The 23,511-nt window shown below is 40.7% G+C and carries 23 protein-coding genes; 16 read left to right on the top strand and 7 right to left on the bottom strand.

Annotation, left to right across the window (positions count from 1 at the left end):
• Positions 1 to 22 precede the first annotated feature (22 nt).
• The 8 genes from arnB to C5469_RS03670 all read left to right on the top strand — a co-directional run bounded on the left by arnB (position 23) and on the right by C5469_RS03670 (position 7,999).
• Positions 23 to 1,180 (top strand): UDP-4-amino-4-deoxy-L-arabinose aminotransferase, encoded by a 1,158-nt coding sequence (arnB, locus tag C5469_RS03705; RefSeq protein ID WP_166302494.1) that lies wholly within the window; start codon positions 23 to 25, stop codon positions 1,178 to 1,180.
• Positions 1,170 to 2,147, top strand: coding sequence for an undecaprenyl-phosphate 4-deoxy-4-formamido-L-arabinose transferase (arnC, locus tag C5469_RS03700; protein ID WP_422615848.1), 978 nt, complete (start codon positions 1,170 to 1,172; stop codon positions 2,145 to 2,147). The genes arnB and arnC overlap by 11 nt, the downstream gene beginning before the upstream one ends.
• Positions 2,147 to 4,129 carry a bifunctional UDP-4-amino-4-deoxy-L-arabinose formyltransferase/UDP-glucuronic acid oxidase ArnA gene (gene arnA / locus C5469_RS03695; RefSeq protein ID WP_166302489.1) on the top strand — a complete coding sequence of 661 codons (1,983 nt, stop codon included), beginning with the start codon at positions 2,147 to 2,149 and terminating at the stop codon, positions 4,127 to 4,129. Before arnC ends, arnA begins: the two co-directional genes overlap by 1 nt.
• Positions 4,129 to 5,022 (top strand): 4-deoxy-4-formamido-L-arabinose-phosphoundecaprenol deformylase, encoded by an 894-nt coding sequence (arnD, locus tag C5469_RS03690; RefSeq protein ID WP_166302486.1) that lies wholly within the window; start codon positions 4,129 to 4,131, stop codon positions 5,020 to 5,022. The genes arnA and arnD overlap by 1 nt, the downstream gene beginning before the upstream one ends.
• Positions 5,023 to 5,029: 7 nt before the next feature.
• Complete coding sequence (gene arnT / locus C5469_RS03685; protein WP_166302484.1) at positions 5,030 to 6,691, top strand: lipid IV(A) 4-amino-4-deoxy-L-arabinosyltransferase; 1,662 nt, start codon at positions 5,030 to 5,032, stop codon at positions 6,689 to 6,691.
• Positions 6,691 to 7,026, top strand: coding sequence for a 4-amino-4-deoxy-L-arabinose-phosphoundecaprenol flippase subunit ArnE (gene arnE, locus C5469_RS03680; RefSeq protein ID WP_166302988.1), 336 nt, complete (start codon positions 6,691 to 6,693; stop codon positions 7,024 to 7,026). The genes arnT and arnE overlap by 1 nt, the downstream gene beginning before the upstream one ends.
• Complete coding sequence (arnF, locus tag C5469_RS03675) at positions 7,026 to 7,418, top strand: 4-amino-4-deoxy-L-arabinose-phosphoundecaprenol flippase subunit ArnF (protein WP_166302481.1); 393 nt, start codon at positions 7,026 to 7,028, stop codon at positions 7,416 to 7,418. The genes arnE and arnF overlap by 1 nt, the downstream gene beginning before the upstream one ends.
• A gap of 95 nt (positions 7,419 to 7,513) precedes the next feature.
• Positions 7,514 to 7,999: a C40 family peptidase gene (locus tag C5469_RS03670; protein ID WP_166302478.1), complete on the top strand. Its 486-nt coding sequence runs from the start codon at positions 7,514 to 7,516 to the stop codon at positions 7,997 to 7,999.
• 220 nt (positions 8,000 to 8,219) lie between these two features.
• Here C5469_RS03670 and C5469_RS03665 read toward each other — a convergent pair whose 3' ends face one another.
• Complete coding sequence (locus C5469_RS03665) at positions 8,220 to 9,020, bottom strand: YrpD family protein (protein WP_166302476.1); 801 nt, start codon at positions 9,018 to 9,020, stop codon at positions 8,220 to 8,222.
• Positions 9,021 to 9,618: 598 nt separating this feature from the next.
• Here C5469_RS03665 and C5469_RS03660 point away from each other — a divergent pair.
• Positions 9,619 to 10,548: a sialate O-acetylesterase gene (locus C5469_RS03660; RefSeq protein ID WP_166302473.1), complete on the top strand. Its 930-nt coding sequence runs from the start codon at positions 9,619 to 9,621 to the stop codon at positions 10,546 to 10,548.
• Positions 10,549 to 10,735: 187 nt separating this feature from the next.
• Here C5469_RS03660 and C5469_RS03655 read toward each other — a convergent pair whose 3' ends face one another.
• Complete coding sequence (locus tag C5469_RS03655; protein ID WP_339413607.1) at positions 10,736 to 11,218, bottom strand: flagellar protein FlhE; 483 nt, start codon at positions 11,216 to 11,218, stop codon at positions 10,736 to 10,738.
• A gap of 250 nt (positions 11,219 to 11,468) precedes the next feature.
• Between C5469_RS03655 and C5469_RS03650 the strand changes: the two genes are divergently transcribed.
• The 6 genes from C5469_RS03650 (at position 11,469) to C5469_RS03625 (ending at position 17,851) form a co-directional block, all read left to right on the top strand.
• Positions 11,469 to 12,200, top strand: a complete 732-nt coding sequence (locus C5469_RS03650) for an ABC transporter ATP-binding protein (RefSeq protein ID WP_242689390.1) — start codon at positions 11,469 to 11,471, stop codon at positions 12,198 to 12,200.
• An 8-nt stretch (positions 12,201 to 12,208) separates the two neighbouring features.
• The gene (locus tag C5469_RS03645) at positions 12,209 to 13,399 is read left to right on the top strand and encodes an ABC transporter permease (protein ID WP_166302979.1); all 1,191 of its coding nucleotides are present in this window, start codon (positions 12,209 to 12,211) and stop codon (positions 13,397 to 13,399) included.
• Positions 13,392 to 14,870: a TolC family protein gene (locus C5469_RS03640; protein ID WP_166302471.1), complete on the top strand. Its 1,479-nt coding sequence runs from the start codon at positions 13,392 to 13,394 to the stop codon at positions 14,868 to 14,870. The genes C5469_RS03645 and C5469_RS03640 overlap by 8 nt, the downstream gene beginning before the upstream one ends.
• Positions 14,863 to 16,137: an efflux RND transporter periplasmic adaptor subunit gene (locus C5469_RS03635; RefSeq protein WP_166302468.1), complete on the top strand. Its 1,275-nt coding sequence runs from the start codon at positions 14,863 to 14,865 to the stop codon at positions 16,135 to 16,137. Before C5469_RS03640 ends, C5469_RS03635 begins: the two co-directional genes overlap by 8 nt.
• A 387-nt stretch (positions 16,138 to 16,524) precedes the next feature.
• Complete coding sequence (locus tag C5469_RS03630) at positions 16,525 to 16,980, top strand: hypothetical protein (protein WP_166302465.1); 456 nt, start codon at positions 16,525 to 16,527, stop codon at positions 16,978 to 16,980.
• Between the two features lie 481 nt (positions 16,981 to 17,461).
• Positions 17,462 to 17,851, top strand: a complete 390-nt coding sequence (locus C5469_RS03625; RefSeq protein WP_166302462.1) for a hypothetical protein — start codon at positions 17,462 to 17,464, stop codon at positions 17,849 to 17,851.
• 674 nt (positions 17,852 to 18,525) lie between these two features.
• Here the strand turns inward: C5469_RS03625 and C5469_RS03620 are convergent.
• Positions 18,526 to 18,888 carry a helix-turn-helix domain-containing protein gene (locus C5469_RS03620; RefSeq protein ID WP_166302459.1) on the bottom strand — a complete coding sequence of 121 codons (363 nt, stop codon included), beginning with the start codon at positions 18,886 to 18,888 and terminating at the stop codon, positions 18,526 to 18,528.
• 262 nt (positions 18,889 to 19,150) lie between these two features.
• Here C5469_RS03620 and C5469_RS03615 point away from each other — a divergent pair, with 262 nt between their 5' ends.
• Positions 19,151 to 19,765, top strand: coding sequence for a hypothetical protein (locus C5469_RS03615; RefSeq protein ID WP_166302457.1), 615 nt, complete (start codon positions 19,151 to 19,153; stop codon positions 19,763 to 19,765).
• A gap of 60 nt (positions 19,766 to 19,825) precedes the next feature.
• Here C5469_RS03615 and C5469_RS03610 read toward each other — a convergent pair whose 3' ends face one another.
• The 4 genes from C5469_RS03610 to C5469_RS03595 are packed head-to-tail and all read right to left on the bottom strand — an operon-like array spanning position 19,826 to position 23,506.
• Positions 19,826 to 20,620 (bottom strand): heme ABC transporter ATP-binding protein, encoded by a 795-nt coding sequence (locus tag C5469_RS03610; RefSeq protein ID WP_166302454.1) that lies wholly within the window; start codon positions 20,618 to 20,620, stop codon positions 19,826 to 19,828.
• Positions 20,620 to 21,621: a FecCD family ABC transporter permease gene (locus C5469_RS03605; RefSeq protein ID WP_166302452.1), complete on the bottom strand. Its 1,002-nt coding sequence runs from the start codon at positions 21,619 to 21,621 to the stop codon at positions 20,620 to 20,622. The genes C5469_RS03610 and C5469_RS03605 overlap by 1 nt, the downstream gene beginning before the upstream one ends.
• The gene (locus tag C5469_RS03600; RefSeq protein WP_166302449.1) at positions 21,618 to 22,436 is read right to left on the bottom strand and encodes a heme/hemin ABC transporter substrate-binding protein; all 819 of its coding nucleotides are present in this window, start codon (positions 22,434 to 22,436) and stop codon (positions 21,618 to 21,620) included. Before C5469_RS03600 ends, C5469_RS03605 begins: the two co-directional genes overlap by 4 nt.
• Positions 22,433 to 23,506, bottom strand: coding sequence for a ChuX/HutX family heme-like substrate-binding protein (locus C5469_RS03595; protein ID WP_166302446.1), 1,074 nt, complete (start codon positions 23,504 to 23,506; stop codon positions 22,433 to 22,435). Before C5469_RS03595 ends, C5469_RS03600 begins: the two co-directional genes overlap by 4 nt.
• Positions 23,507 to 23,511: the final 5 nt, after the last annotated feature.

Genomic DNA, 23,511 nt, shown 5'->3' with positions numbered 1-23,511 from the left:
TGAACGAATCGGATTGTATTTTATGGGAAGTTTTCTTCCATTTTCCCGTCCTGCTTTAGGTGATGAAGAAATTCAGGCAGTAGAAAAAGTTCTTCGTTCGGGCTGGATTACAACAGGCCCTGAAAATCATCAATTGGAACAGGACTTCTGCCGAATGTTTGGCTGTAAACATGCGGTTGCGTTGACCTCTGCAACTGCGGGTATGCATCTGACATTGATGGCATTGGGTATTGGCCCTGGTGATGAAGTTATTACTCCATCTCTGACTTGGGTTTCTACGGTAAATATGATCTGCCTGCTTGGTGCTGAGCCGATCATGATTGATGTTGATCGCAATACTTTAATGATTGACGCAGCAACAGTAGAAAGGGCAATTACTCCCAGAACCAAAGCCATTATTCCTGTTCATTATGCTGGTGCTCCCTGTGATTTGGACGCATTGCGTGCAATTGCTCAGAATGCGGGTATTCCATTGATTGAAGATGCTGCTCATGCAGTAGGAACCCGTTATAAGAATGAATGGGTCGGTGAGCAGGGTACAGCTATTTTCTCTTTCCATGCCATAAAAAATGTTACCTGTGCAGAAGGCGGATTGATTGCGACTGATAATAATGAACTTGCTGAACGGATTCGGTGTCTGAAGTTTCATGGATTAGGTATTGATGCTTTTGATCGTCAGATTCAGGGCAGGAAACCACAAGCGGAAGTCGTAGAGCCAGGTTACAAATATAATTTATCAGATATTCATGCTGCGATTGCTGTTGTGCAATTAAGTAAATTGGAATCAATGAATACTCGTCGCCGACAAATCGTTGCTCGTTATTCAACAGTATTAAAAAATTCTCCCTTGCAGATGTTGAATGCGCCAGATTATGAGCATTTGCACGCACATCATCTGTTTATGGTACGGGTTGATAAAGATGTATGTGGCATTGACCGTGACACATTGATGGAATGTCTGAAAGAGAAAGATATTGGCACAGGTTTGCATTTCAGAGCCGCACATACGCAAAAATATTATCGGGAACGCTTTCCGCAGTTGTCGTTGCCTGAAGCAGAATGGAACTCGGCAACACTTTGTTCATTACCACTCTTTCCTGATATGAGTGATAACGATGTGGATCGTGTAATTGATGCTTTACAAGAAATTCTTTCGGAGCGCAGATTTAGTGTCTTTTGAACAAATTAAAAAAGTTTCTGTTGTTATTCCAGTTTATAACGAAGAGGAAAGCTTACCTCTTTTATTGGAAAGAACCTTGGCAGCCTGTAAGCAACTGACTCAGGACTATGAGCTTATTCTTATTGATGATGGCAGCAGTGATAAATCTGCTGAAATTTTGGTTCAGGCAGCGGAACAACCTGAAAATCATATTATTGCCATTTTGCTTAACCGTAATTACGGTCAGCACTCAGCGATTATGGCGGGTTTTAATCAGGTCAGTGGAGATTTAGTGATTACTCTTGATGCAGATCTACAGAATCCGCCAGAAGAGATCCCTCGTCTTGTTAAAACGGCTGAGCAGGGTTATGACGTTGTTGGTACTCGCCGTGCTAATCGGCAGGATTCTCTGTTCCGTAAAACAGCTTCAAAAATCATCAATGCGATGATCACTAAAGCAACAGGCCGCTCTATGGGCGATTATGGCTGTATGCTACGTGCCTATCGTCGCCATATTATTGAAGCCATGTTGCAGTGCCATGAGCGCAGTACCTTTATTCCTATTCTGGCGAACACTTTCGCTCGCAAAACGATTGAGATAGATGTTGCCCACGCCGAGCGTGAATTTGGTGATTCCAAATACAACTTCATGAAGTTGATTAATCTGATGTATGACCTGCTTACCTGTCTGACAACCGCACCTTTACGTTTGCTGAGCGTAATAGGGAGCGTGATTGCAGTTTCTGGTTTTTTGCTGGCTGTATTGCTGGTGGTTTTACGTCTGATTTTTGGGGCCATATGGGCAGCAGACGGCGTGTTTACCCTGTTTGCCATCCTTTTCATGTTTATTGGTGCACAGTTCGTCGCGATGGGCTTATTAGGTGAATACATAGGTCGTATTTATAACGATGTCCGTGCGCGCCCACGTTATTTTATTCAAAAAGTGGTCGGAGATAAAAAGACCAACGACAACCAGGAAGAGTACTAATGAAAGCAATTATATTTGCCTATCATGATATCGGCTGTGTCGGGATCAATGCCTTAGTTAAAGCTGGGTTTGATATTCAGGCGGTATTTACCCATACAGATGATCCTACTGAAAACCATTTTTTCTCTTCTGTTGCCCGTTTGAGTGCAGATTTAGAGCTTCCGGTTTTTGCGCCAGAAAATGTTAATCATCCTCTATGGATTGAACGTATCCGTGAACTAAAACCGGATGTCATTTTTTCTTTTTATTACCGGAATATGCTGAGTGAAGATATTTTATCACTGGCGAGTTCTGGTGCATTTAACTTGCATGGATCACTGTTGCCAAAATACCGTGGTCGTGCACCCATTAACTGGGCAATTTTAAATGGTGAAACGGAAACAGGCGTAACCCTGCATAAAATGGTGTTGAAACCGGATGCCGGGGATATTATTGCTCAACATAAAGTTGCTATTACAGAAACGGATACTTCGCTGGTTTTACACGGAAAAATTCGTGAGGCGGCGGGAAAACTGCTTGATAAAGTATTACCTCAGATCAAATCAGGAACCTATATTTCAACACCTCAGGATCAAAGTCAGGCAACTTACTTTGGTCGCCGTACTGCTGCTGATGGAGAGATTGACTGGGGAAAATCAGCAACTGAAATCAACAACCTTGTCAGAGCGGTGGCTGAGCCATATCCGGGTGCATTTACTTTCTTGGGTGAGCGCAAGATTACTATCTGGCGTGCTTCTCCATTAGATGAAGCCCATAACAAACAGCCGGGTACGGTATTGTCGGTAGATCCACTGGTTATTGCTTGTGGAAAAGGGGCATTAGAAATTATCAGTGGGCAAAGTGAATCTAGTTTATATGTTCGAGGGACCCGCTTGGTAGCAGAAATGAGCATTGTGACTGATATCTGTGTTGGTCCAAAGGCAACATCCCAGATTAGCTACCGTAAGCGTGTATTAATCCTTGGCGTGAATGGTTTTATTGGTAATCATCTGACAGAGCGTCTGTTGCGTGATGGCAACTATGATATCTACGGTATGGATATTGGCTCTTCTGCTATTGAGCGTTTTATCGGTAATCCGCATTTTCACTTCATTGAAGGTGATATTAACATTCATACTGAATGGATCGAGTATCACATCAAGAAATGTGATGTGGTTCTGCCGTTGGTCGCTATTGCAACTCCAATTGAATATACCCGTAACCCACTGCGTGTATTTGAACTGGATTTTGAAGAGAATCTTAAAATTGTCCGTTATTGTGTTAAATATAATAAACGGATTATTTTCCCATCCACATCAGAAGTTTACGGAATGTGTGATGATAAAGAGTTTGACGAAGATGATTCTCGTCTGATTGTTGGCCCGATTAACAAACAACGCTGGATTTACTCTGTTTCTAAGCAATTACTGGATCGCGTTATTTGGGCATATGGTGAGAAAGAAGGGCTCAGATTCACCTTGTTCCGCCCATTTAATTGGATGGGGCCACGTCTGGATAACCTGAACTCTGCGCGTATTGGCAGCTCAAGAGCAATTACACAACTGATATTGAACTTAGTTGAGGGTTCATCAATCAAACTAGTAGATGGTGGTGAACAGAAGCGTTGCTTTACTGATATTAATGATGGTATTGAAGCGTTATTCCGCATTATTGAAAACCGTGATGGATTATGTGACGGTCAGATTATCAATATTGGTAATCCAACTAACGAAGCCAGTATTCGTCAGTTAGCAGAAATGTTACTTGATAGCTTTGAGAATCATGAGTTGAGAGGTTATTTTCCTCCGTTTGCTGGATTCAAAAAAATCGAAAGCGGAAGTTACTACGGCAAAGGCTATCAGGATGTTGAGCATCGTAAGCCGAGTATTAAAAATGCGGAACGGTTGTTAGGCTGGAAACCAACTATTGATATGAAACAGACGATAAATGAAACACTGGATTTCTTCTTGCGTGGTGAAGTGGAAGAATTAGGGAAAAAATAATGAAACAAGTTGGCTTGAGAGTTGATGTAGATACCTATCGGGGCACCTTTGAAGGTGTACCGCAGTTGCTTAAAATCTTGGCAAAACATCAGATTCAGGCCAGTTTTTTTTTCAGTGTTGGTCCTGATAATATGGGGCGTCATTTATGGCGCCTTTTGCGACCGAAATTCTTATGGAAGATGTTGAGATCAAATGCGGCATCTCTGTATGGCCTTGATATTTTACTGGCGGGGACTGCATGGCCAGGTAAGAAAATAGCCAAGGATTTAGGCTACTTGATGAAACAGACTCTGGATGCAGGCCACGAAGTTGGTCTGCATGCATGGGATCACCAGGGTTGGCAGGCGAAAGTTGGCCGTTGGTCTGAAACTAAGTTAACAGAACAGGTTAAATTGGGGGTGGATGCTTTGGTCCGGGCAATGGGTCAACGGGTAACTTGTTCTGCTGTAGCTGGTTGGCGGGCGGATGAGCGCGTACTGGCGGTAAAGCAGCAATTTGGTTTTGATTACAACAGTGATTGCCGGGGTACGCACCCATTCAGGCCAGTTTTGCCAGATGGCACTATCGGTACGGTGCAAATTCCGGTGACACTACCAACTTATGATGAAGTTGTAGGAACTCAGATTAAGGATAAGGATTTTAATCAGTTTATTCTTAATGAGATGAAAAACGACCAAGGTATTCCGGTATATACCATCCATACAGAAGTGGAAGGGATGTCCAAATCCACAGGATTTGCAATTCTGTTGGAAATGGCCCACCGGGAAAACATACAATTTTGTGCATTGAGTCATCTGCTACCTGAAAATATCCAGCGACTTCCTGTAGGGCGAATTGTCCGTTCTGAATTTCCCGGCAGAGAAGGGTGGTTAGGATGTCAACAAGAGGTTTAACTTATCTATGTTAAATAACCGGGCGTGTAAAGTGGGGGCCTTTTTGATGGCTCTTTTTTTTATCCTTACCTATTTATTACCCCTTAATGGCCGTCTATTATGGCAGCCTGATGAAACTCGTTATGCAGAAATCAGCCGTGAAATGCTCCAACGAGGGGATTGGATTGTTCCGTATTTGCTGGACATTCGTTATTTTGAAAAGCCTATAGCGGGTTATTGGATTAACAACATCAGCCAATGGATTTTTGGCGATAATAACTTTGCTGTCCGTTTTGGTTCAGTTTTCTGTATTTTTATCAGTGCAATTTTATTATATCGGCTGGCTATGATGATGTGGCAAAGTCGGCATATTGCTTTTGTCACCAGTCTGATTTATATCTCAATGTTTCTGGTATTGGCGATTGGCACTTATAGCGTACTCGATCCAATGTTCTCTCTGTGGATGACAGCTGCCATGGTGTGTAGTTTCTGGGCGCTAAAAGCAGACTGTACCAGACAGCGGGTTATAGCCTATTTGGTGCTCGGTTTATGCTGTGGTATGGGTTTTATGACTAAAGGATTTTTGGCATTGGCTGTTCCGGTGATTGCTATGCTGCCAATTGTCATTTATCAGAAGCGGTTCCTGCAAACGGCATATTTTGGCACGCTTGCTATCATTTCGGCAATAGCCATCAGTCTACCGTGGGTTATTGCGGTTGCTCAACGTGAGCCTGACTACTGGCATTATTTTTTCTGGATTGAGCATATTAAGCGTTTCTCTTCCGATGATGCGCAGCATATTGCGCCATTCTGGTATTATATTCCTATTCTGATCCTTGGTGTAATTCCGTGGCTGGGGTTATTACCGGGAGCGGTGATGAAAGGTTGGAAAGAAAGGAAATCCAATCCTGAAATGTTTTTTTTGCTTTGCTGGTTTGCAGTGCCATTATTGTTTTTCAGTATTGCGAAAGGAAAATTGCCAACTTATATCTTGCCTTGTATGGCGCCATTGGCAATGATGATGGCTAAGTTCGGCGTAGATTGCGCAAAAAATGGCAAGATGAAATTACTGAAAATCAATGGAATGGTTAACGTATTTATTGGTTTGTTGGCAGTGATGGTTTTGTTTGCTATGGAAACCGTGACACAACATTCTTTATATCAGCCATCAGAATGGCCTAAATGGGTTTTGGCTATTGTTGCCTTTGGTATCTGGGGAATTATTGGTTATTTGTGTTTTATGCTGAATGGGAAATACTGGCTGTTGGCTGCGTATTGTTCTATTGTTGTTAGCTTAGCGATTGGTAATGCTTTGCCTGAAAATACGATTAATTCTAAATTACCTCAGAATTTTATTAACCTGCATCGTCAGGAACTTGCAGACAGCCGGTATATTCTCTCGGAAAGTGTTGGTCTTGCAACCAGTGCTGCGTGGGAAATGAAACGCAGTGATATTTATATGCTTGAGCGTTGGGGAGAATTGGAATACGGCTTGAGTTATCCAGATAGTCAATATCGCCATATCAGCTATAAAGATTTCCCACAATGGCTGGAGAAGGCCCGTAAAGAAGGGCAGGTATCAGTACTCCTTCATATGTATAAAAATGAAGAATTACCTGATTTACCTAAAGCAGATCAAGTCAGCCGTAATTATCGTTTTGTTATTATGGTCTATGAGAAACGCCCGTGATAGATTTTGCCCTATTACTGCTGGTCAGCTTGCTTACATGTGCTGGTCAGCTGTGTCAGAAACAGGCTGTGATATGCTGGCAGAGTGATACTTATAAGAGGGTATCAGCTTTGAAATGGTTGCTGGGGGCAGTGATTCTGTTAGCTGTCGGAATGCTGTTCTGGCTGCGTTTATTACAGATATTGCCGTTGGGAATTGCCTATCCAATGCTGAGTATTAACTTTATTATTGTTACTTTAGCGGGTAAATTTTTCTATCAAGAAAATGTAGGCAAAAAGCATTGGGGTGGGGTTGTTTGTATCATGTTGGGAATTCTGTTGATGAGCTTGAATTAATGAAGGGGTATATTTGGGGGTTAGCGAGTGCATTGTTGGTGACAATAGCACAGTTATTATTGAAATGGGGAGTGGTAAATCTGCCGGCATTAAACCTTAGCTTGCATTGGTTTGATATTGCATGGTTATGGAGTAATCGTTATCCTCTTGCGTCGATAATGGCTGGTTTGGTTGGCTATCTGTTATCTATGCTGTGTTGGTTATTTGCTCTGAAATATTTACCATTAAATAAAGCCTATCCGTTAATAAGTCTGAGTTATGTATTTGTATATTTGATGGCTGCTTTAATGCCTTGGTTTAATGAAGCGGTTACATTATTAAAAACAGTAGGAGTGATTTTTATCCTGTTTGGCGTCTGGCTGATCAGTCGTCCAGAACGAATCGCAAAATAAATATTTAGCTATTCTGCTGTAGGATATAGCCTTGTTTTTTGATTAAGTGATGGATAAAGTTACGGTGTTTTTCGGGGCTTGTGGGGAAGGGATTTATGACAATAAGAATGAAAGAGTTGCTGTTGTTATTTAGCCTGGTACTCGTCGGTTGTTCCAGTCATTCCCCCAAGACTCAAGCCCCAGCATTAAAAACAGCACTTTCTGATCCAATCATGGTAATTGCTCAGCTTAAGGAACAGCTTAAACAATGGTACGGTACACCGTATCATTACGGTGGGATGGATCATCGGGGTGTAGATTGCTCTGGTTTTGTTTACCGTACTTTTAGTGACCGGTTTGATATTCAGTTACCTCGTACTACCCGTGGGCAAATAGGATTAGGGACCCGCATTGATAAAAGTGATTTAATGCCGGGTGATTTAGTCTTTTTCAAGACAGGTAGTGGTGAGCATGGGTTACACGTTGGCATTTATGATGCCAACAATCAGTTTATTCATGCATCAACCAGTAAGGGGGTTACCCGCTCATCTATGAATAATGTTTACTGGAGAAAAGCTTTTTGGCAAGCTCGTAGGATTTAAATACATTCTCATGAACGATCTATAAAATTAATTCTGTTGATAGCAACTATATTTAAGTTTCAGCTATTAATGGCAATGATCCCCGACTTACCAACTGGATTTCAACGTCGTTAGGTTTATTAATGTCGTTATAAATTCAGATCATGATGAGATAAATTCTTAAAAACAAATAACCAGTTCCTTAATGTACCGGGAACTGGTTAAAATATTTGTTATGGTATTATCTTGTTATTTCTATCGTGGTGCTATTGGAATTTGTAGTAATATTTGCCTTCTTTGTCGCATGAATTACTGGTTTAACAGATTTATTGTCTATAACTATATTTTTAAATTTAGCAGCGTAATTTTTATGAATTTTAATATTCTTTTCTGGTACTCCACGAGGTACAGCGATTGTAGATAATATTTTCCAGTTTTTTACTGAACTGATATTAGTGTTTTTTATCTCTGAAATAAGTCTACCTGTATAACCCTTATTGGAAATTCCCCAATATGTCGCTCTGGTTGCGCTATTTAGGTTTTTATATATTGTAAGTTGTACTTCACTACCAGGTTTAAAACCATTTGTATAAGTAAAATTATCTTTTCCTTCAATATATTGAATAGTTTCTTGGCCACGGCTTCCTACTTTCATAATTGGTTTCCATACATTATAGGTAGTACTATATTGAAAGCCAATATCTGATTCTACTTGACCAGAAAAACCAGAATATACATATAGTGTTCCACCTTCTGCTTTAAAAGAAGAGCCTTCTTTAATCTCTGGTAGGACTATTTTTGTGATTAGAATAGATCCTGTATTATTAATAATCGCTCTTCCTCCGATACTATTGGTAATATTATTTTCATTAAGATATGATATTTGTGAGAGTGATTGTGCTTCAGTTGCTTTAACTTCATGGGCGTGAATTATCAAGAAGGTATTAACTACAATTATACTGGCTAATGCAATCTTCGTGAATTTTCTACGAGTGAGCACGATATTTTCTCCCACAGACAACTTATTTTTAAATCTAATCATGTTATTTTTCTCATTGATATGTGTTTAAAGTTAGTCATAAATCAAAATATTATTGATAAGATTATTTTAATTTAATGTGGTGATTTTCTATTGCGTAAAATACATATTTTAAATGAACTTTTGTTCATAAATAAAATACCACTGGAACAGAATGAAATAAAAAACATTTTTATTTGTCTTTATGATAAAAAAACTTAGATATTATTTATTAAACCAAGTTGTTTTTATAAGTGATATTTTAATTTGCTGGATTTGGTTAATAAGTGTATTTTTTAATAAGAGGTGCGATAGTTATTATAATTCAGCATGTTGTGCTCCAAAGGAAAATATATTATGAAATATGATTTTATTTGTGAAGAATAATATCAGATTTATATTTTAAAGGAAGAAGGTAAGATGATAAAAATCGTAAGTTAATAATTAATTATATTTTATTTAACTTAGAGCAAGAAATATAAAATTAATATGTAAGGAAATTTTTATTTTCGTACCATAAATATGATTGATTAACCAGATGTTATTTTCTTTTCCAGAAAACAATTATATTTTTGCGAATAGAACTAACCCAATAACTTAAATCATCTTGAGAGGAAAACTGATGATAGATAAACAACTTTATTCTCCTGAAATAAAATATCCTTCATGGGCACCCAATGATGTCCCGCTATTTATCGTACTTGGGCAATCCAACAGTTATGGTCATGGAACGCAATTACCGCTAGCTAAACAAATAACGCAAGGTTTAAAAAACGTATTCACATTATCCTTGCCAGAGGTTTACAACGTTGATTTTCCCGCAATTAACTGGACAGCGTTGACTAGCTTTGGCAATGCCAATATTGGTGCTCCCATCGGTTTACTACGCGGCAATCAGGATAACTCTGTCAATGCTGCTAACCGCTTTGCCAAGCTCTGGCAAGATCATATCAACGAAGGTAATACGCTTAATTTGCCTGATCTTTATGTCATTTTAATGGGTTGGGGCGGTCAAGGCATGTATCTGGACAATCCGCCGGATAACCGCTGGGCGCCTGAGCGTGATCCCTGCGATGTGGAATCGCTCTATCCCCGTGCAATCAGAACGTTGCGCATGGCAATAGAATCATTGCACAAACTGGGCAAAAAACCTCGCATTTTGGCTGTCCATTGGAATCAGTGGGAAGCAGAAACTGAAAGTTTATTGGCTGCACAAGCATCAGAGCAGAATTTTACCCGTATCATTACCGGTATCAGCGATGCTTTAGGTTCCTGTCGTATACCGTGGAGATTGTATTACCCACTTTCGGTTGCGTTTGATCCCATCAACACCAATTATGTGCTTGAAGCAATCAACAATGTTATCGCTGATGCTCCACAATACCGGACACTAATTGATACAAGGAATTCTCCTGACTATACCGGAATAGCCCCTCGGTTTGGTGTCTTTTTGCCTGATAATATACATTATGCTGACAAAACTCAGACATGGTTTGCCCAACAGGAATGGGAGTTGATTTTATCTGGTTATAAAGGGATTAAGTTGCCATAGGATTAATCACTTGGATATATCGAGATGGTGACTGATGTTGCCATCTATTATCTTGGCAGAGAATATTTTCGGGCAGGAATAAAATAATATATTCATATTTTTCAAACTCTACCAAATATTCAAAGCAAATTAGATTAGAATTGCCGCTTATAATGCTGGCGGCAATTTTTGGAGAACAATTGAAATATTACTGCCAACTGACAATAATTTCTCCGGTTTGACCTGCCACTGGTACTGTGCCACCACTTGCAACTCTCATAGCATAAAAGAACTGTTGTGACGGGCTTCTATTATTGAATGCGGTTGTCGACATTCTTCGAACGCGTGATATATCTATGCAATTGCTGGTACTTCCTTGGCAAAGATAAACAGACAATCCTTGAGGCCATCCAACAACGTTCCAAGTCCAAGATACATTGGTAATACTGCCCGTCGCGGGTGGAGATCCGACAACCGGAAGATAAGCTGTTTCTGTGAAGTTTCTAGCATATATCGTTGGTAGAGTGACTGAAGATTGATAGCTCCCACTTGCCGCAAACCCAGTTTGCGAAAACATCATTAACAGTAATGCGGCCCCGATCCCAAAGATTTTTTTTAATTTCATAGCTATTACCCCAATATCTGATAATTTTCTATTGCGAGAACTTAGAGATATCTTTCGATCTCGCACCCTTTATCTCCTGAATTTTCATAAAAATATGTACGATACGCCAAAGGAGGCTGGATTAATTTGGATGGGATAATCTTTAAATGCAATGGGAAATCTGATTTTTTGTTAAGTAAGTCTAATCTATTTTTAATGTTTGCTGTTTTTATGCCATGCTCAGGCAGCAATCTTTTACAAGAGATTCTTCCCATGATATAAACCTGATTAAGCGATTAAATGGAGTCAGTGAAACATTTAATGGATGTAAAAAACGATGAATAAATCAGACATGACAATCACGACTTCCCGGTGTCTGGAATCTTTGATTTACATGGAAAATATTTGTCGATCCTATCGTATGGGGGAAAAGTATCATACCGTACTTGATAAAATATCATTTACTATAATGCGTGGGCAAAGTTGTGCTATTCTCGGCGCTTCCGGCTCGGGTAAAAGTACTTTGCTTAATATCCTTGGTTTGCTGGATCAGCCAACTTCTGGATGTTTTAAGTTTAATGACGTTAATGTAACAAAAGTGACTTCTGATGAGCGGGCGAAAATAAGAAACCAGGAAATAGGTTTCGTATTCCAGAGTTTCAATTTACTTCCCAGAATGCAAGCATTGGATAATGTGGCACTGCCATTGTTATATCGTGGATATTCACGCTCACTAGCTCGGAAGGAAGCGCAATACCAGCTTGAGTTGGTTGGCTTGGCTAATCGTATTCACTATCGTCCGGCAGATCTTTCTGGTGGACAACGGCAGCGTGTTGCTATCGCCCGAGCTTTGGTCGGCAAGCCTTCTCTCATTTTGGCTGATGAGCCAACAGGCAATCTCGATAGTGTCACGGCACGCGATATCATGACACTCCTTCTGTCATTAAACCGTGAGCAGGGTGCTACGCTCGTCATGGTTACACACGATGTGGAAATAGCTAAAAATATGCAGCGCTGTTTGTATGTCAAAGATGGGCGAATTTCCGAAACTGATCTGCTGGATATTTGATGCTTAGCATGAATTCTGGTCGTCACGGTCTTTCTTTCGCGCAAGCCCTGCGCGAGTCGTTGGATAGTCTGCGTCTTCTGGGAAGGCGATCTTTGCTTGCTTTGCTTGGTATTGCAGTCGGATGTGCTTCGGTTATTGCACTTTTGAACATTGGTTACAACGCTGCTAATGAAGCTATCAGCACTTTTAAAAGCATGGGAAGCAATATTCTGGTTGCTCATTTTAGTTTTATTCCTGGCGTCAATGATAAACCTGCACCATCTACATTGGATATTCAAGCACTGACCCGTACATTACCGACTATTGCACATGCTGCGCCTATCACATTACATTCAACTCGTGTTCGTTTTCGGGGGCAAGGGATCGATACAAATATTACAGGTACATCCTCTGATCTGGCTGAGGTGCTTGATTTACAAATCGAGCGGGGGCGTTTTTTATCGGACTATGATCGTCAGACGACTTATACCGTCATTGGTGCAAATATAGCGAAGCAGTCAAAGATTCAGGTGGGTAGCCAACTGCAAATTGGGGATTATCTGTTTGAAGTTATAGGAATTCTTGCTGTTCAGGGTGCGAATCCTTTACTTCCTGTCCCTGTTGACGATTCTGTGATATTGCCTATTGAAGGAATGAGACGGTTGCGGCCTGCTCCGGAGATTGGCAGCATCATTGCCAAAACACATGACACAACAACGTTAAACAGTGACGCTATATTATTACGTAACTACCTTATCTCACTATCAAAAGGTCGTAATGTCGAAGTTCAAATCCCGCAACAATTGCTTGATGGGTTGACACGTCAGACTAAGACATTCTCTTATTTGCTTGCCGGTTTAGGGGGCATTTCGTTGTTGGTGGGTGGTGTGGGTGTTATGAATGTCATGCTGATGAATGTCTCGGAACGCAGGCGTGAAATTGGTGTGCGTATGGCTTTGGGGGCCAGACCCATTGATATCGGTGTGCTTTTTATGTTGGAGGCTGCCACCTTGGCAATCGCCGGTGCAATAGTTGGTTCATTGTTAGGAGTGACTACTGGGTACCTGTTCGTAAAATTTTCTGGCTGGGTATTCACGTTATCCCCATTCTCTGTGCCTCTGGGGATTGCCAGTTCATTAGTGATTGGTCTGTTTTTTGGCATTAATCCGGCGTTGGCTGCTGCTAAGTTACAACCTATAGAGGCACTGCGTGATGATTAGCCAAATTTTTCTACGTATTATTGGTACCATCATTGGACTGGTAATAGTCTTGTCTGTGAAGCTGGTCTTAGCGGAGCAGCTGGTTCCGTCACAGGCAACTATGCCTGTAACAAGTACAATTTCTCTTAGTCAACAGGCTATTGATATAACGCTCGGTGATGCGATCTATTTGGGATTACGAAACAATCGTTCTATCCGCAGTGCTTATTTGGATCGCATTGCCCAGAAATTTGATTTGCGGGTTGCGGAGGATCGTTTTACGCCCAAGTTGTTACTCAATAGTCGTTATGCTGTTGCCCGTAATCAAGATGATCGTTACCGCCAGAGTGAGATTGTGCCTACATCTACAATGTTTGGAGAATATGGCACCCAGTTTAGTTTGTCATGGACGAGCCGAACGACATGGGCAAACAATGCTGGTCATAATCGTAATGATGGCGTTTCCTTCTCTGTCATTCAGCCTCTGCTGAAAGGTGCTGGCAAAGATGTGGCGACAGCACCTGTACGTATTGCCCAAATGATGGAGCAGATAAATCGTTTGAACCTGAAAGCGACCGTATCCCAGACGATCACACAGGTTATTATGGCTTACCGTGAATTGCTGCGTGCTCAAGAACAATTGCAAATTGCGCGTGATGCTCTGGAACGGTCGCGCCAATTGCTGGAAGTGAACAAAGCCATGATTGCTGCGGGCAGAATGGCAGCCTTTGAAATTGTCCAGACTGAGGCTGATGTTGCCATGCAGGAATTGGCTGCTGAGGAAGCAGCCAATCAACTGGATACCAGTCGCTTAGAGTTACTACGTTTACTTGCTTTAGACTTGCAAACTCAAGTAAAGGCAACTGACAGATTGGAGGCTAAACACATAGATATCAATCTCCTCCAGGCACAACATTTGGCACAAGAACATCAACCATCATACCTCACCCAATTGATTACTGTAGAACAGGCAGCGATAAACTTGATAGTTGCTCGTAATGATCGCTTATGGGATGTTTCTTTGGTCGGTAGGGCCAATCAGGTTCGTGATCGAACAGGATCAAATAGCTCCCGTAATTGGGAAAATTACGCGGGTATCCAGGTGGAGATACCTATAGGGGATTTGAGCCAGCGCCAGGCGGAAGTACGGGCGCAGGTTGATGTTCAGAATCAGGATATCCGTCTTACTGAAGCAAAACAGTCACTGGAGCGTGATGTGGGTAATGCGGTACGCGATATTGGTACGCGCTGGCGTCAATACGAGATAGCACAGCGTGCTTTGGATCTGTCCCGACGTAAGCTGGAGATTGAACGTGAAAAATTAACGGTGGGCCGTTCCAGCAACTTTCAGGTATTAAGCTTTGAAACTGATCTGCGCAACGCCGAGAATGTTCGTCTTAATGCATTGATTGCTTATCTAAATGCACAGGCGGAGTTGGATGAAACACTCGGTACCACTCTGGGGAGTTGGGATATTGCACTTAATGACTAAAATCAGGGCACTTGTTCGTTTCAGATATAAAATTTATTGGCTCGTGGCATTCGCTGTTATGCTAATTGCTGGGGCAACTATTGCTTATGTTCTCTCTCCTTCTTCAACCGATACATCATTACCAGAGCAATGGGTACGCGTTGAACCTCAACTATTAGAAAATCATCTTGGGTTAGTTGGCCGCATTCAGGCCGCCATCAGCTTGACTATTACTGCGCCGTTCGACGGAATTATCGCCGAGGTGGTGGTGGTAGAAGGTCAGCGAGTTAAACGTGGGCAACCATTATTGCACCTTGATACTGCACAACTGGATATCCAGTTGCGACAGGCACTTACAGAACTGCTGAAAGCCCAGCGAGCGGTACAAGATCTGGCGGATTGGAAAAACAGCCAGGATGTTGCCAGAGCACGCAGGACTTTGACCAATGCCCAGCTAAGCCTGAGCGATACTGAACGTAAACTAATTGATACTCGCGTTTTGTTTGAACGTGGCATCGTTGCCCGTATGGAGGTTGATACACTGGAACAGCAGGTCAAAGTTCAACGGCTCGATCTTGCTGCGGCTAAGGCGGAATTACAGGCTACGCTGGACAAAGGCACAGGTGAGTATCGGCAGATTGCTGATATGGAATTGTCGAATGCTCAAGCGCGTTATCAAGCGCTGCAAGCCCAGCAGGCTCAACGGGAATTAGTTTCGCCTTTTGATGGAATTGTTGTTCGTCCTCTTGTCACCGAATCAGACAAAACGTTATCTATTCAAAAAGGGACACGGGTAACTCAGGGAGCACCGCTTTTTGGCATAATCAATTTGGAGCAAGTTCAGGCGGTGGCGCGCATTGAAGAGGCGGATCTACATCAATTATATGAAGGAATGCCGGTTCAGATCACAGGAGATGGTTTTGCTGGGTTGTCCTTGCAAGGGCAGATTAAGACGATTGGCGTACAGGGGAGTTCAACAGAATCTCAGGGGGCTGGTGTAACTTATGATGTGTTGGTCGCGATTGATCCATTAACACCTGAACAACGACAGCGAGTTCGTCTGAATATGAGTGCAAAACTGGCTATTGTCACGTATCGCAATGAACATGGCTTGGCGGTGCCAACTAATGCATTACGAACAGGTCCTGACGGGCAGACTTTTGTTATCTATCGGCGAGAATTACACGATCCAGTGCAACAGATTACGGTGACGCCAGGATATGCTGTTCCTCAGGGGGTAGAAGTAATCGGGCTGGAGGCAGGCTATGTTGAAATTCCTGTGCAATAATGACTGATTTGGCCTAATGGTGTATGGGTAATCCAGTTTTGGTACCATTGTTTATATTAAAATTTTGTATATTAAAACGGTTCGTTGCAACTAATTTACTTTGATATATTTACACTGCTAAAATTTAAATTTTGGCTGTCGCTACAAGTGAATATTAATATTCATTGGGAAGATTTAATTTTCCCATGAAATAATTCCTATCTATTTACCTCAATATTTTCCCTATCTGAATAAATTCTGATTAAAGTAGTCTATATTATAAATATATAAAGCGGAAATTCGCTTTATGAGGTTGGCACATATATCGTGTTCTAAGTGATCTTGTAGAAGAAAAAGTTGTATCAAAATGCAGTAAGCCATTCTAAACAACATAAGGAAAATATCTAAATGTTAGTACGTAAATCGTTGTTGGCCCTGTTTGCAACTGCTTCCTTAGCTGCTGCGGGTATTGCTCATGCAGGACCAGCCGTAACAGTTACATTTAAGCATCTCGGTGCGCCGGGTAGCGCTGATGCTGTTTATACCATCGTTACTAATAATGAAGTCAGTACATACGTAAATGCATTATCCAAGCCCAAGGTTAGGGTAGAGCAAGGAGGTTTCGATTATTATCAGGTTCAAAGCCCGATTTCACCTGATGGAAATTATGCGATTGTACGATATAAAATTGGAAATAAGACTTGTGTTTTTTCGACTACTTTCGTTAATACATATGTCAATGGTGTTAAATTGCCTAAGTGGAATAAGGGGGCAACTCCGAGCGGTGGTGCCATTTGCAATGCGACCATCACTTTTACTAACTTTGTGACTTACGAATGGTCAGTTGAATTCACTATGAAGTAATGAACAATGAGTCAGATTATTTTATTAGAGATATCTGGCTCATTTTGTTTTTATTGTTTTTATTGAACTGATATTTAGTTAAATATTAGCTGGTTATTTTTTTAGTTTCTGATGAATTATATAATTATTAGTGATTATTATTAGGAGGTTTTTTGTTTATTATAATGTTATGTGTAGGTAATACAATATATGATATGTGTCAGCACTAAGTTAAAAATAAAAAAACATACAGTAATTTAATTTGTTGTTATAAATTAATATTAAATGTTTATTCTTTTTAGTTTGATTTTCTTTGGTATTTTATTGACGAATTAATGGTTATAAACTATTTTTAAAGTTGTAAAGTTTTTTATATCTTATAAGTTTATGGATTATGATGGTTTAATATGGATGTTGATAAATTAGTTGAGTTTTTTGGTGTAATATAAATTTCTATATTCGTAACTTGGTATGAACCCAATTTTATAAGGAATAATATATTATGATTGATCAAAATAATTCTAATGACATAGTTTCCCCTAATGTGTCGATTTCTAATGTAACTGTGTCCTCCATTCAAATTGCTCCGGAAATAGCCAGAAACAATGTGCATGTAGTCATTATTGATGACAAAGGTGCTTCACGGGATTTTTTGCTGGATAACTCTAACGGGGGTTATCAGGGAAATGGTAGTCTAATAACTTTGCTTCTTGCACACCTTAGTTCAAAAAAGGTCACTCTTAGAACTACCGGGTATGAATATAATAAACATGGATATATCAACGGTGTATTAATTAAAGAGGATAAGGGAAGTGGAGGAGGAAGTGGCGGAGGAAGTGGTGGAGGAAGTAGTGGAGGAAGTGGTGGAGGAAGTGGTGGAAGTGGGGGATGATAGGTAAGATATTATAGGAGTGAGAATTCCTATAGAAAACATTATTCACGTTAAAGGTATTAAAAGTCTATCTTATTATGTTATTTTCTTTTCCATTTTAAACTTGGGCAGTGCTCAAGATTTATGAAAAATAACGTTTATTGGGATAAATAGTGAATCGTAATTAATTCTAAATAAAACCCTGATATTTGGTTTTTCAGGGTTTTTACTTCTTTAATAACTGAAAATTCATTGAACTTTAGGAACAGTGTTTTAATATTTCCGATTGTTTTTTATCTGCCTGCTGAGAGTGAAAATGATCCTACTGATTGAATAAAAAATACTGTATATTATGGTTATGAATTGTATGAAAATGTTTTTGTTTTTAAATTATATTAATTGTTTTATTCATCTTGGGTTAATAAAGCTGGATGGTTTTTTTGCCATTTTATAAAATTGTTATCCGGAATCACTTATGCTGGTACATGTAGTAATTGTTCTGGAAGATTTATGGAAATCTGTTCTCCATTTCCAGGAAATAAACTGGGACTAGCCAATAGCTGTTTGGGAAATTCTTATCTGGTTTTTGCTTCATTGTAAGGGGGGAATTAGTTCAGATAGCATAAGAAAATAATGGTCAATAAACTATTGACCATTAGAGAATACTGCCAATAAAGTTATTAGGAAATCGATTATCACTCATAACCTAAGAAGTACTTGAATTCAGGTAGGTTACCATTCTCTCTGAATTTGGCAGGTGTGGTATTAAAGTGCTTTTTGAAGATTCGGGTAAATGTTGCCTGAGAACTAAAACCATACTGTAAGGCAATATCAAGGATCGGTAGGTTTCCTTCACGCAGAGATCTTGCTGCCTCATGTAAACGCCGTTTGCGAACGTATTCACCTAAAGTACAGCCTTTTACCTCTTTAAACACTCTTTGCAGGTGCCACTTTGAATAACCGCTTTTGTCAGCAATGGTATCTATTTTTATACCTTCATTACATTGAAGCTGAGTTTCAAGCCACCTGATAATATCGTTTACTACAATTTCTGACATTTTCACCTCCCACTAAGGTGGGCTAGTTGCTAAAATATTAGAGTCTGTTAGTTATTTTCATAATGATAATAACGTAAGTTATTAATAGGTGTATTTTAAGATAAATTGAAAATATCGATAGGCAAAAAATGCTATTTATAATTGATAATTATTATCATTTATAAAGATTTTCTTCATTTTAATAATAAGTAGCATCAAATGCTCTCCATCAATTTATTTAAATTAGTATCATCGCTCGTCGTTCAATTTAAAGGAGGTTGTAATGCAATCGGATTTGGCCTTTTTAGCTAAAAAATTGGTATTTTTCATCCTGTATGCTCTGATCTTGTCCATAGTAATAGGCTTACTTTTTATCGATATTATCTATTTGCAGAATGCAGTGAAGGAGAATTCATTAACTGAAATTTCTCAGGAGAGTATACTGTTTGTTATTTCTGCTGTATTTCTTCGGGAAGCAAGGAAGAATAGCAAATTACGTCCTGCCTTAATTTTGATATCTGGTTTTTTTGCCTGTTTGTTGATAAGAGAACTGGATTCCATATTTGATGAAATATTTCATGGTGCTTGGGCGTGGATAGCCATTCCATTGGCGTTGATTTGTATTTTTTATGCTGTTCGCAGAGGTAAGGATACGTTAGTTGGGCTTGCTCATTTTGCTCGTCATCAAAGTTACGGCATGATGGCTGCGGGTATTTTGTGTGTGTTAGTTTTTTCCCGCCTGTTTGGTATGGGGGAGTTATGGCAAGGTTTAATGCAGGAACATTTTGATCGCACTGCAAAAAATATGGTTGAAGAAGGGTGTGAGCTTTTGGGTTATTGCTTGTGCCTGATTTCAACTTTCTGGTATCTACCTGATGCAATAAAGCTTCGTAAGTAGAATAAGTGGAAAAATAAGGCAGGCAAATTACGGAAATAATTTGCCTGTTAGCTTTTGTTGTTATTGCCTCAGATAAATCTGAGGCTGCTGGGTTTCAGGATGGCGGGTGATACCCAGATCGGCTTGATACCATTTCCTTAGAATCTTATCACTCAGCACATCTTCTGGTGTGCCTGCTGCGACCAGCTCTCCTTTATGTAACAGAAATATTTTATCGGCATAGAGAGCGGCGAGATTTAGATCATGCAGAACGCAGCACATGGCCATGGGTTGTTCCCGAGTCAGCCGATAAAGCAGACGTAACGTATGCTGCTGGTGGTAGAGATCCAAAGCTGATGTCGGTTCATCGAGAAATAAACAACACTCTGTTGGTGTTGAATGCCAGAGCTGAGCAAGTACACGAGCTAATTGTACTCTTTGTTGTTCACCTCCGGATAATTGTCGATAGTCGCGGTGGCGTAACTCCTGGCAATCTGTTTGCTTAATAACCGTATCAATTGCTATTTGTTTATGATGATTACCATGAGGGGAGCGTCCCATAGCAATAACCTCTTCCACACTAAAGGGGAAGGAGAGTGAACTGTATTGACGCATGACAGCACGGGTTCGAGCTAACTGTTGAGCTGGCCATTGCTCAATAGGTATTCCATGCAAATAACATTGCCCATATTCAGGCTTCATGTATCCCGTTAATAGCCGCAATAATGTGGATTTCCCAGCACCATTTGGTCCGATAATGGCGATAACCTCGCCTTTATTCACAGAGAGCGAAACATTATCAATTATTTTCTGATGACTAATTGAATAACTCAGATTTTCCGCTTGTAGAAAAATATTATTTCTTATTGTATCCATTATGTGCGGCTCCCTGGCTGTTTGAGTATCAACCATAAGAAATATGGACCGCCGATTAAACCAGTGATTAGGCCAACGGGCATTTCTGCTGGGGAAACCAATGTTCTTGCTAGTGTATCTGCGGTGAGCAGAAGGGAAGCGCCACCCAACGTAGCACCGGGAAGCAGCCAATTATGATCACCACCAAACTGCATTCTGATCAGATGTGGAATAACCAACCCGATAAATCCAATGACACCACTTAATGCAACGGCACTACCAATAAGTAGAGCGCTGAGTAGCAATAACTGGAATTTAGTGCGCTGGACATTAATACCAAGATAGTGGGCTTCTTCATCTCCTAGTTGCAGCAGATTCAGTTTACGTGCCTGACTGAAAGTTAGGATGGTGGTTGGAATAATCAAAGAAGCAGCAATTGCCAGAGTCGGCCATTCTATTTGGCTAAGGGAACCCATCATCCATAAAGAGAATTGCCGTAATTGTTGATCGTCACTGACATAGCTTAGGACACCAATAGCAGACATACAGAGTGCATTGATGGCAATCCCGGCTAACAATAAACGAGCCAGATTTCCGTAGCTATATTTATTCAGTGAAAAAATCAGTAATGAAATTAATATGCTACCAATAAAGGCCGCAATAATATGCCCGTATACAGCAATTGCAGATGGTAGGCTAAATGGCAGAACAATGACCACGGCAACCATCAGTGCAGCACCGCTGCTGATACCGAGTAAGCTAGGATCTGCTAATGGGTTACGAAATAGTCCTTGCATCACAGCACCGGAAGCCGCTAAAGCACAGCCAACCAGTATCGCTAATAATACTCTTGGCAATCTGATGTTTAGCCAGATTTGCCATTGAGGATCACTGATAGATGCTTCCCACAATGTCTTAAAAGATAGTGATAATGCACCCATATTGGCAGAGCCAATAGCTAACCCAGAGAGTAATAGACAAAGAAATGCTATCCCTAATCCTGGGGACTTCATACGGCTCATTGAGCTTTCTCCGCCGCTTGTCTTAGCTGTTTCATCACTGTGGGGGTTTTGAGGCCAAAACCAAGCAGTCCCATATCATCTACAATTAAAACTTGTTGTTTCTGACCTGCTGGGGTGTGTTTCAAACCCGGTAATTGCCAAATTTTATCTAAACCGCCCATTGATTTGATGCCATCCTCAGTCACCAGTAATAAATTTGGTGCGCTGGCAATAACGCCTTCTTGAGAAAGTGGACGATAATTGTTGAAGCCTTGCATTGCATTGGTCGCGCCAATAGCACGGATCATTTTATCGGCTGCGGTTTTCTGCCCGGCAGCCATTGGCATGATGCCACCGTGACTCATAACGAATAGGATACGGGTTGGCAATTTGGTTGTGGGTATTTTTGCCAGTTCTTTTTGATATTGCTGAATCAGTTGTTCGCCACGTTCAGCTTGATTGACCGCCTTGGCGACGGTCTTAATTTTTTCAGGAATGGCTTCTAACGATGCTTTTCCGGTTATCTGAATAACTTCTACGCCAGAATCTTGGATTTGCTTAAGAGCGAGTGAAGGCTTTGCCAGCTCACTGGTCAGAACCAGTGTCGGATTCATAGAAAGAATGCCTTCAGGATTAAGCATCCTCATATAACCGACATCCGGTAAGGAAAGCAACGCTGCCGGTTTCAGGCTGGTGCTATCTCTGGCGACAACTTTTTCACCTTCACCAAGTGCAAAAACAATTTCAGATACATCGCCACCAATAGTAACGATTCGCTCAGTGGAAAAAGCACTGAACGATACCACAAGGACAAATGTTAGAAGCCATTGTTTCATGCTACACGCTCTTCCTGTACTGGTTGCAGTTTTGGCAGAGCAGCCACTTGCTCACGCCACTTAGTTTGCTCAAGAGTGCCTTCTGTACGCTGACCAAACAATTGAGCAATTTGATTGCCATTAGCATCAAATAATTCAAGACTAGTGACAAAACCATCTTCTGTTGGTTTGCGGGTTACCCAGCTTTCAGCAATAGCACTCTCTATTAAATGTAGTGTGAAATTGCGGTTAAAGATATTAATCCATTTCTGATCTGAGTTTTCTTCTTGATATGGCATCAAACGTTCCAGCTTACCAGTGAAGATCTGTACACAACCACGGTTGCCAACAAAAATCATGATTTCGTTTTGATCACCATAAGCGGCATTAATGATCTCGTTCAGGGCAGAGTTTTCTACTCTGTAAGCCAGATCGTCCGGAACGGCATTGAAAATTTGCTGCCGGCTTAAGTTGTGGCGTTTAAGCATAATGAAGAATTGATGAACGTCAGTCATGGCACGCCACTCTTCATCAAGCTGCACTTTCAGTTCATTTGTTATAGTTGAATGGTCAGTTTCTTCTACAGGTTTGATAACCAGCGCTGGGTTTTCTTCTGTCTGGTATTTTTCGATCAGCGCTTCCCAGGCTGCCATATCAGTATTACTTGTTGCATAAACTTTATGCAGTGCATCACCTTGATGATCAAAAAACTGGATGCTGTGGCGCATACCATTTTTCGCTGGTTCAACCAGATAAAATACACTGCTCCAGTGATTAAAGAACATTCGCAAATCAAGCTCACGAGGATTCAGGATTAACCCGGCATGGTTGCTGAAACGGGTATTTTCATATCGGCCAATTTGTTCATGCACTGCAAAATCATTGCGGGTAATCGCTTTAGTTTCACCAACAACAGCCAGCTCCTCCAGTAAAGTGGGCGCATCAATATCAAGACGTTTGGCATCTACGCCAACGCGGCTGTGTAATAACTCACCTTCACTGACATTTAGATAGGTAGCCAGATCACGGGCATATTTGGCTTTATTATCAGCTTTGGCTTGCAGGTAACGCTCATAAAGTGACGAATTCACAATTT

The sequence above is a fragment of the Photorhabdus cinerea genome (assembly GCF_011189575.1).
Taxonomy (GTDB): domain Bacteria; phylum Pseudomonadota; class Gammaproteobacteria; order Enterobacterales; family Enterobacteriaceae; genus Photorhabdus; species Photorhabdus cinerea.
This window is presented reverse-complemented; position numbering and strand designations above follow the sequence as displayed.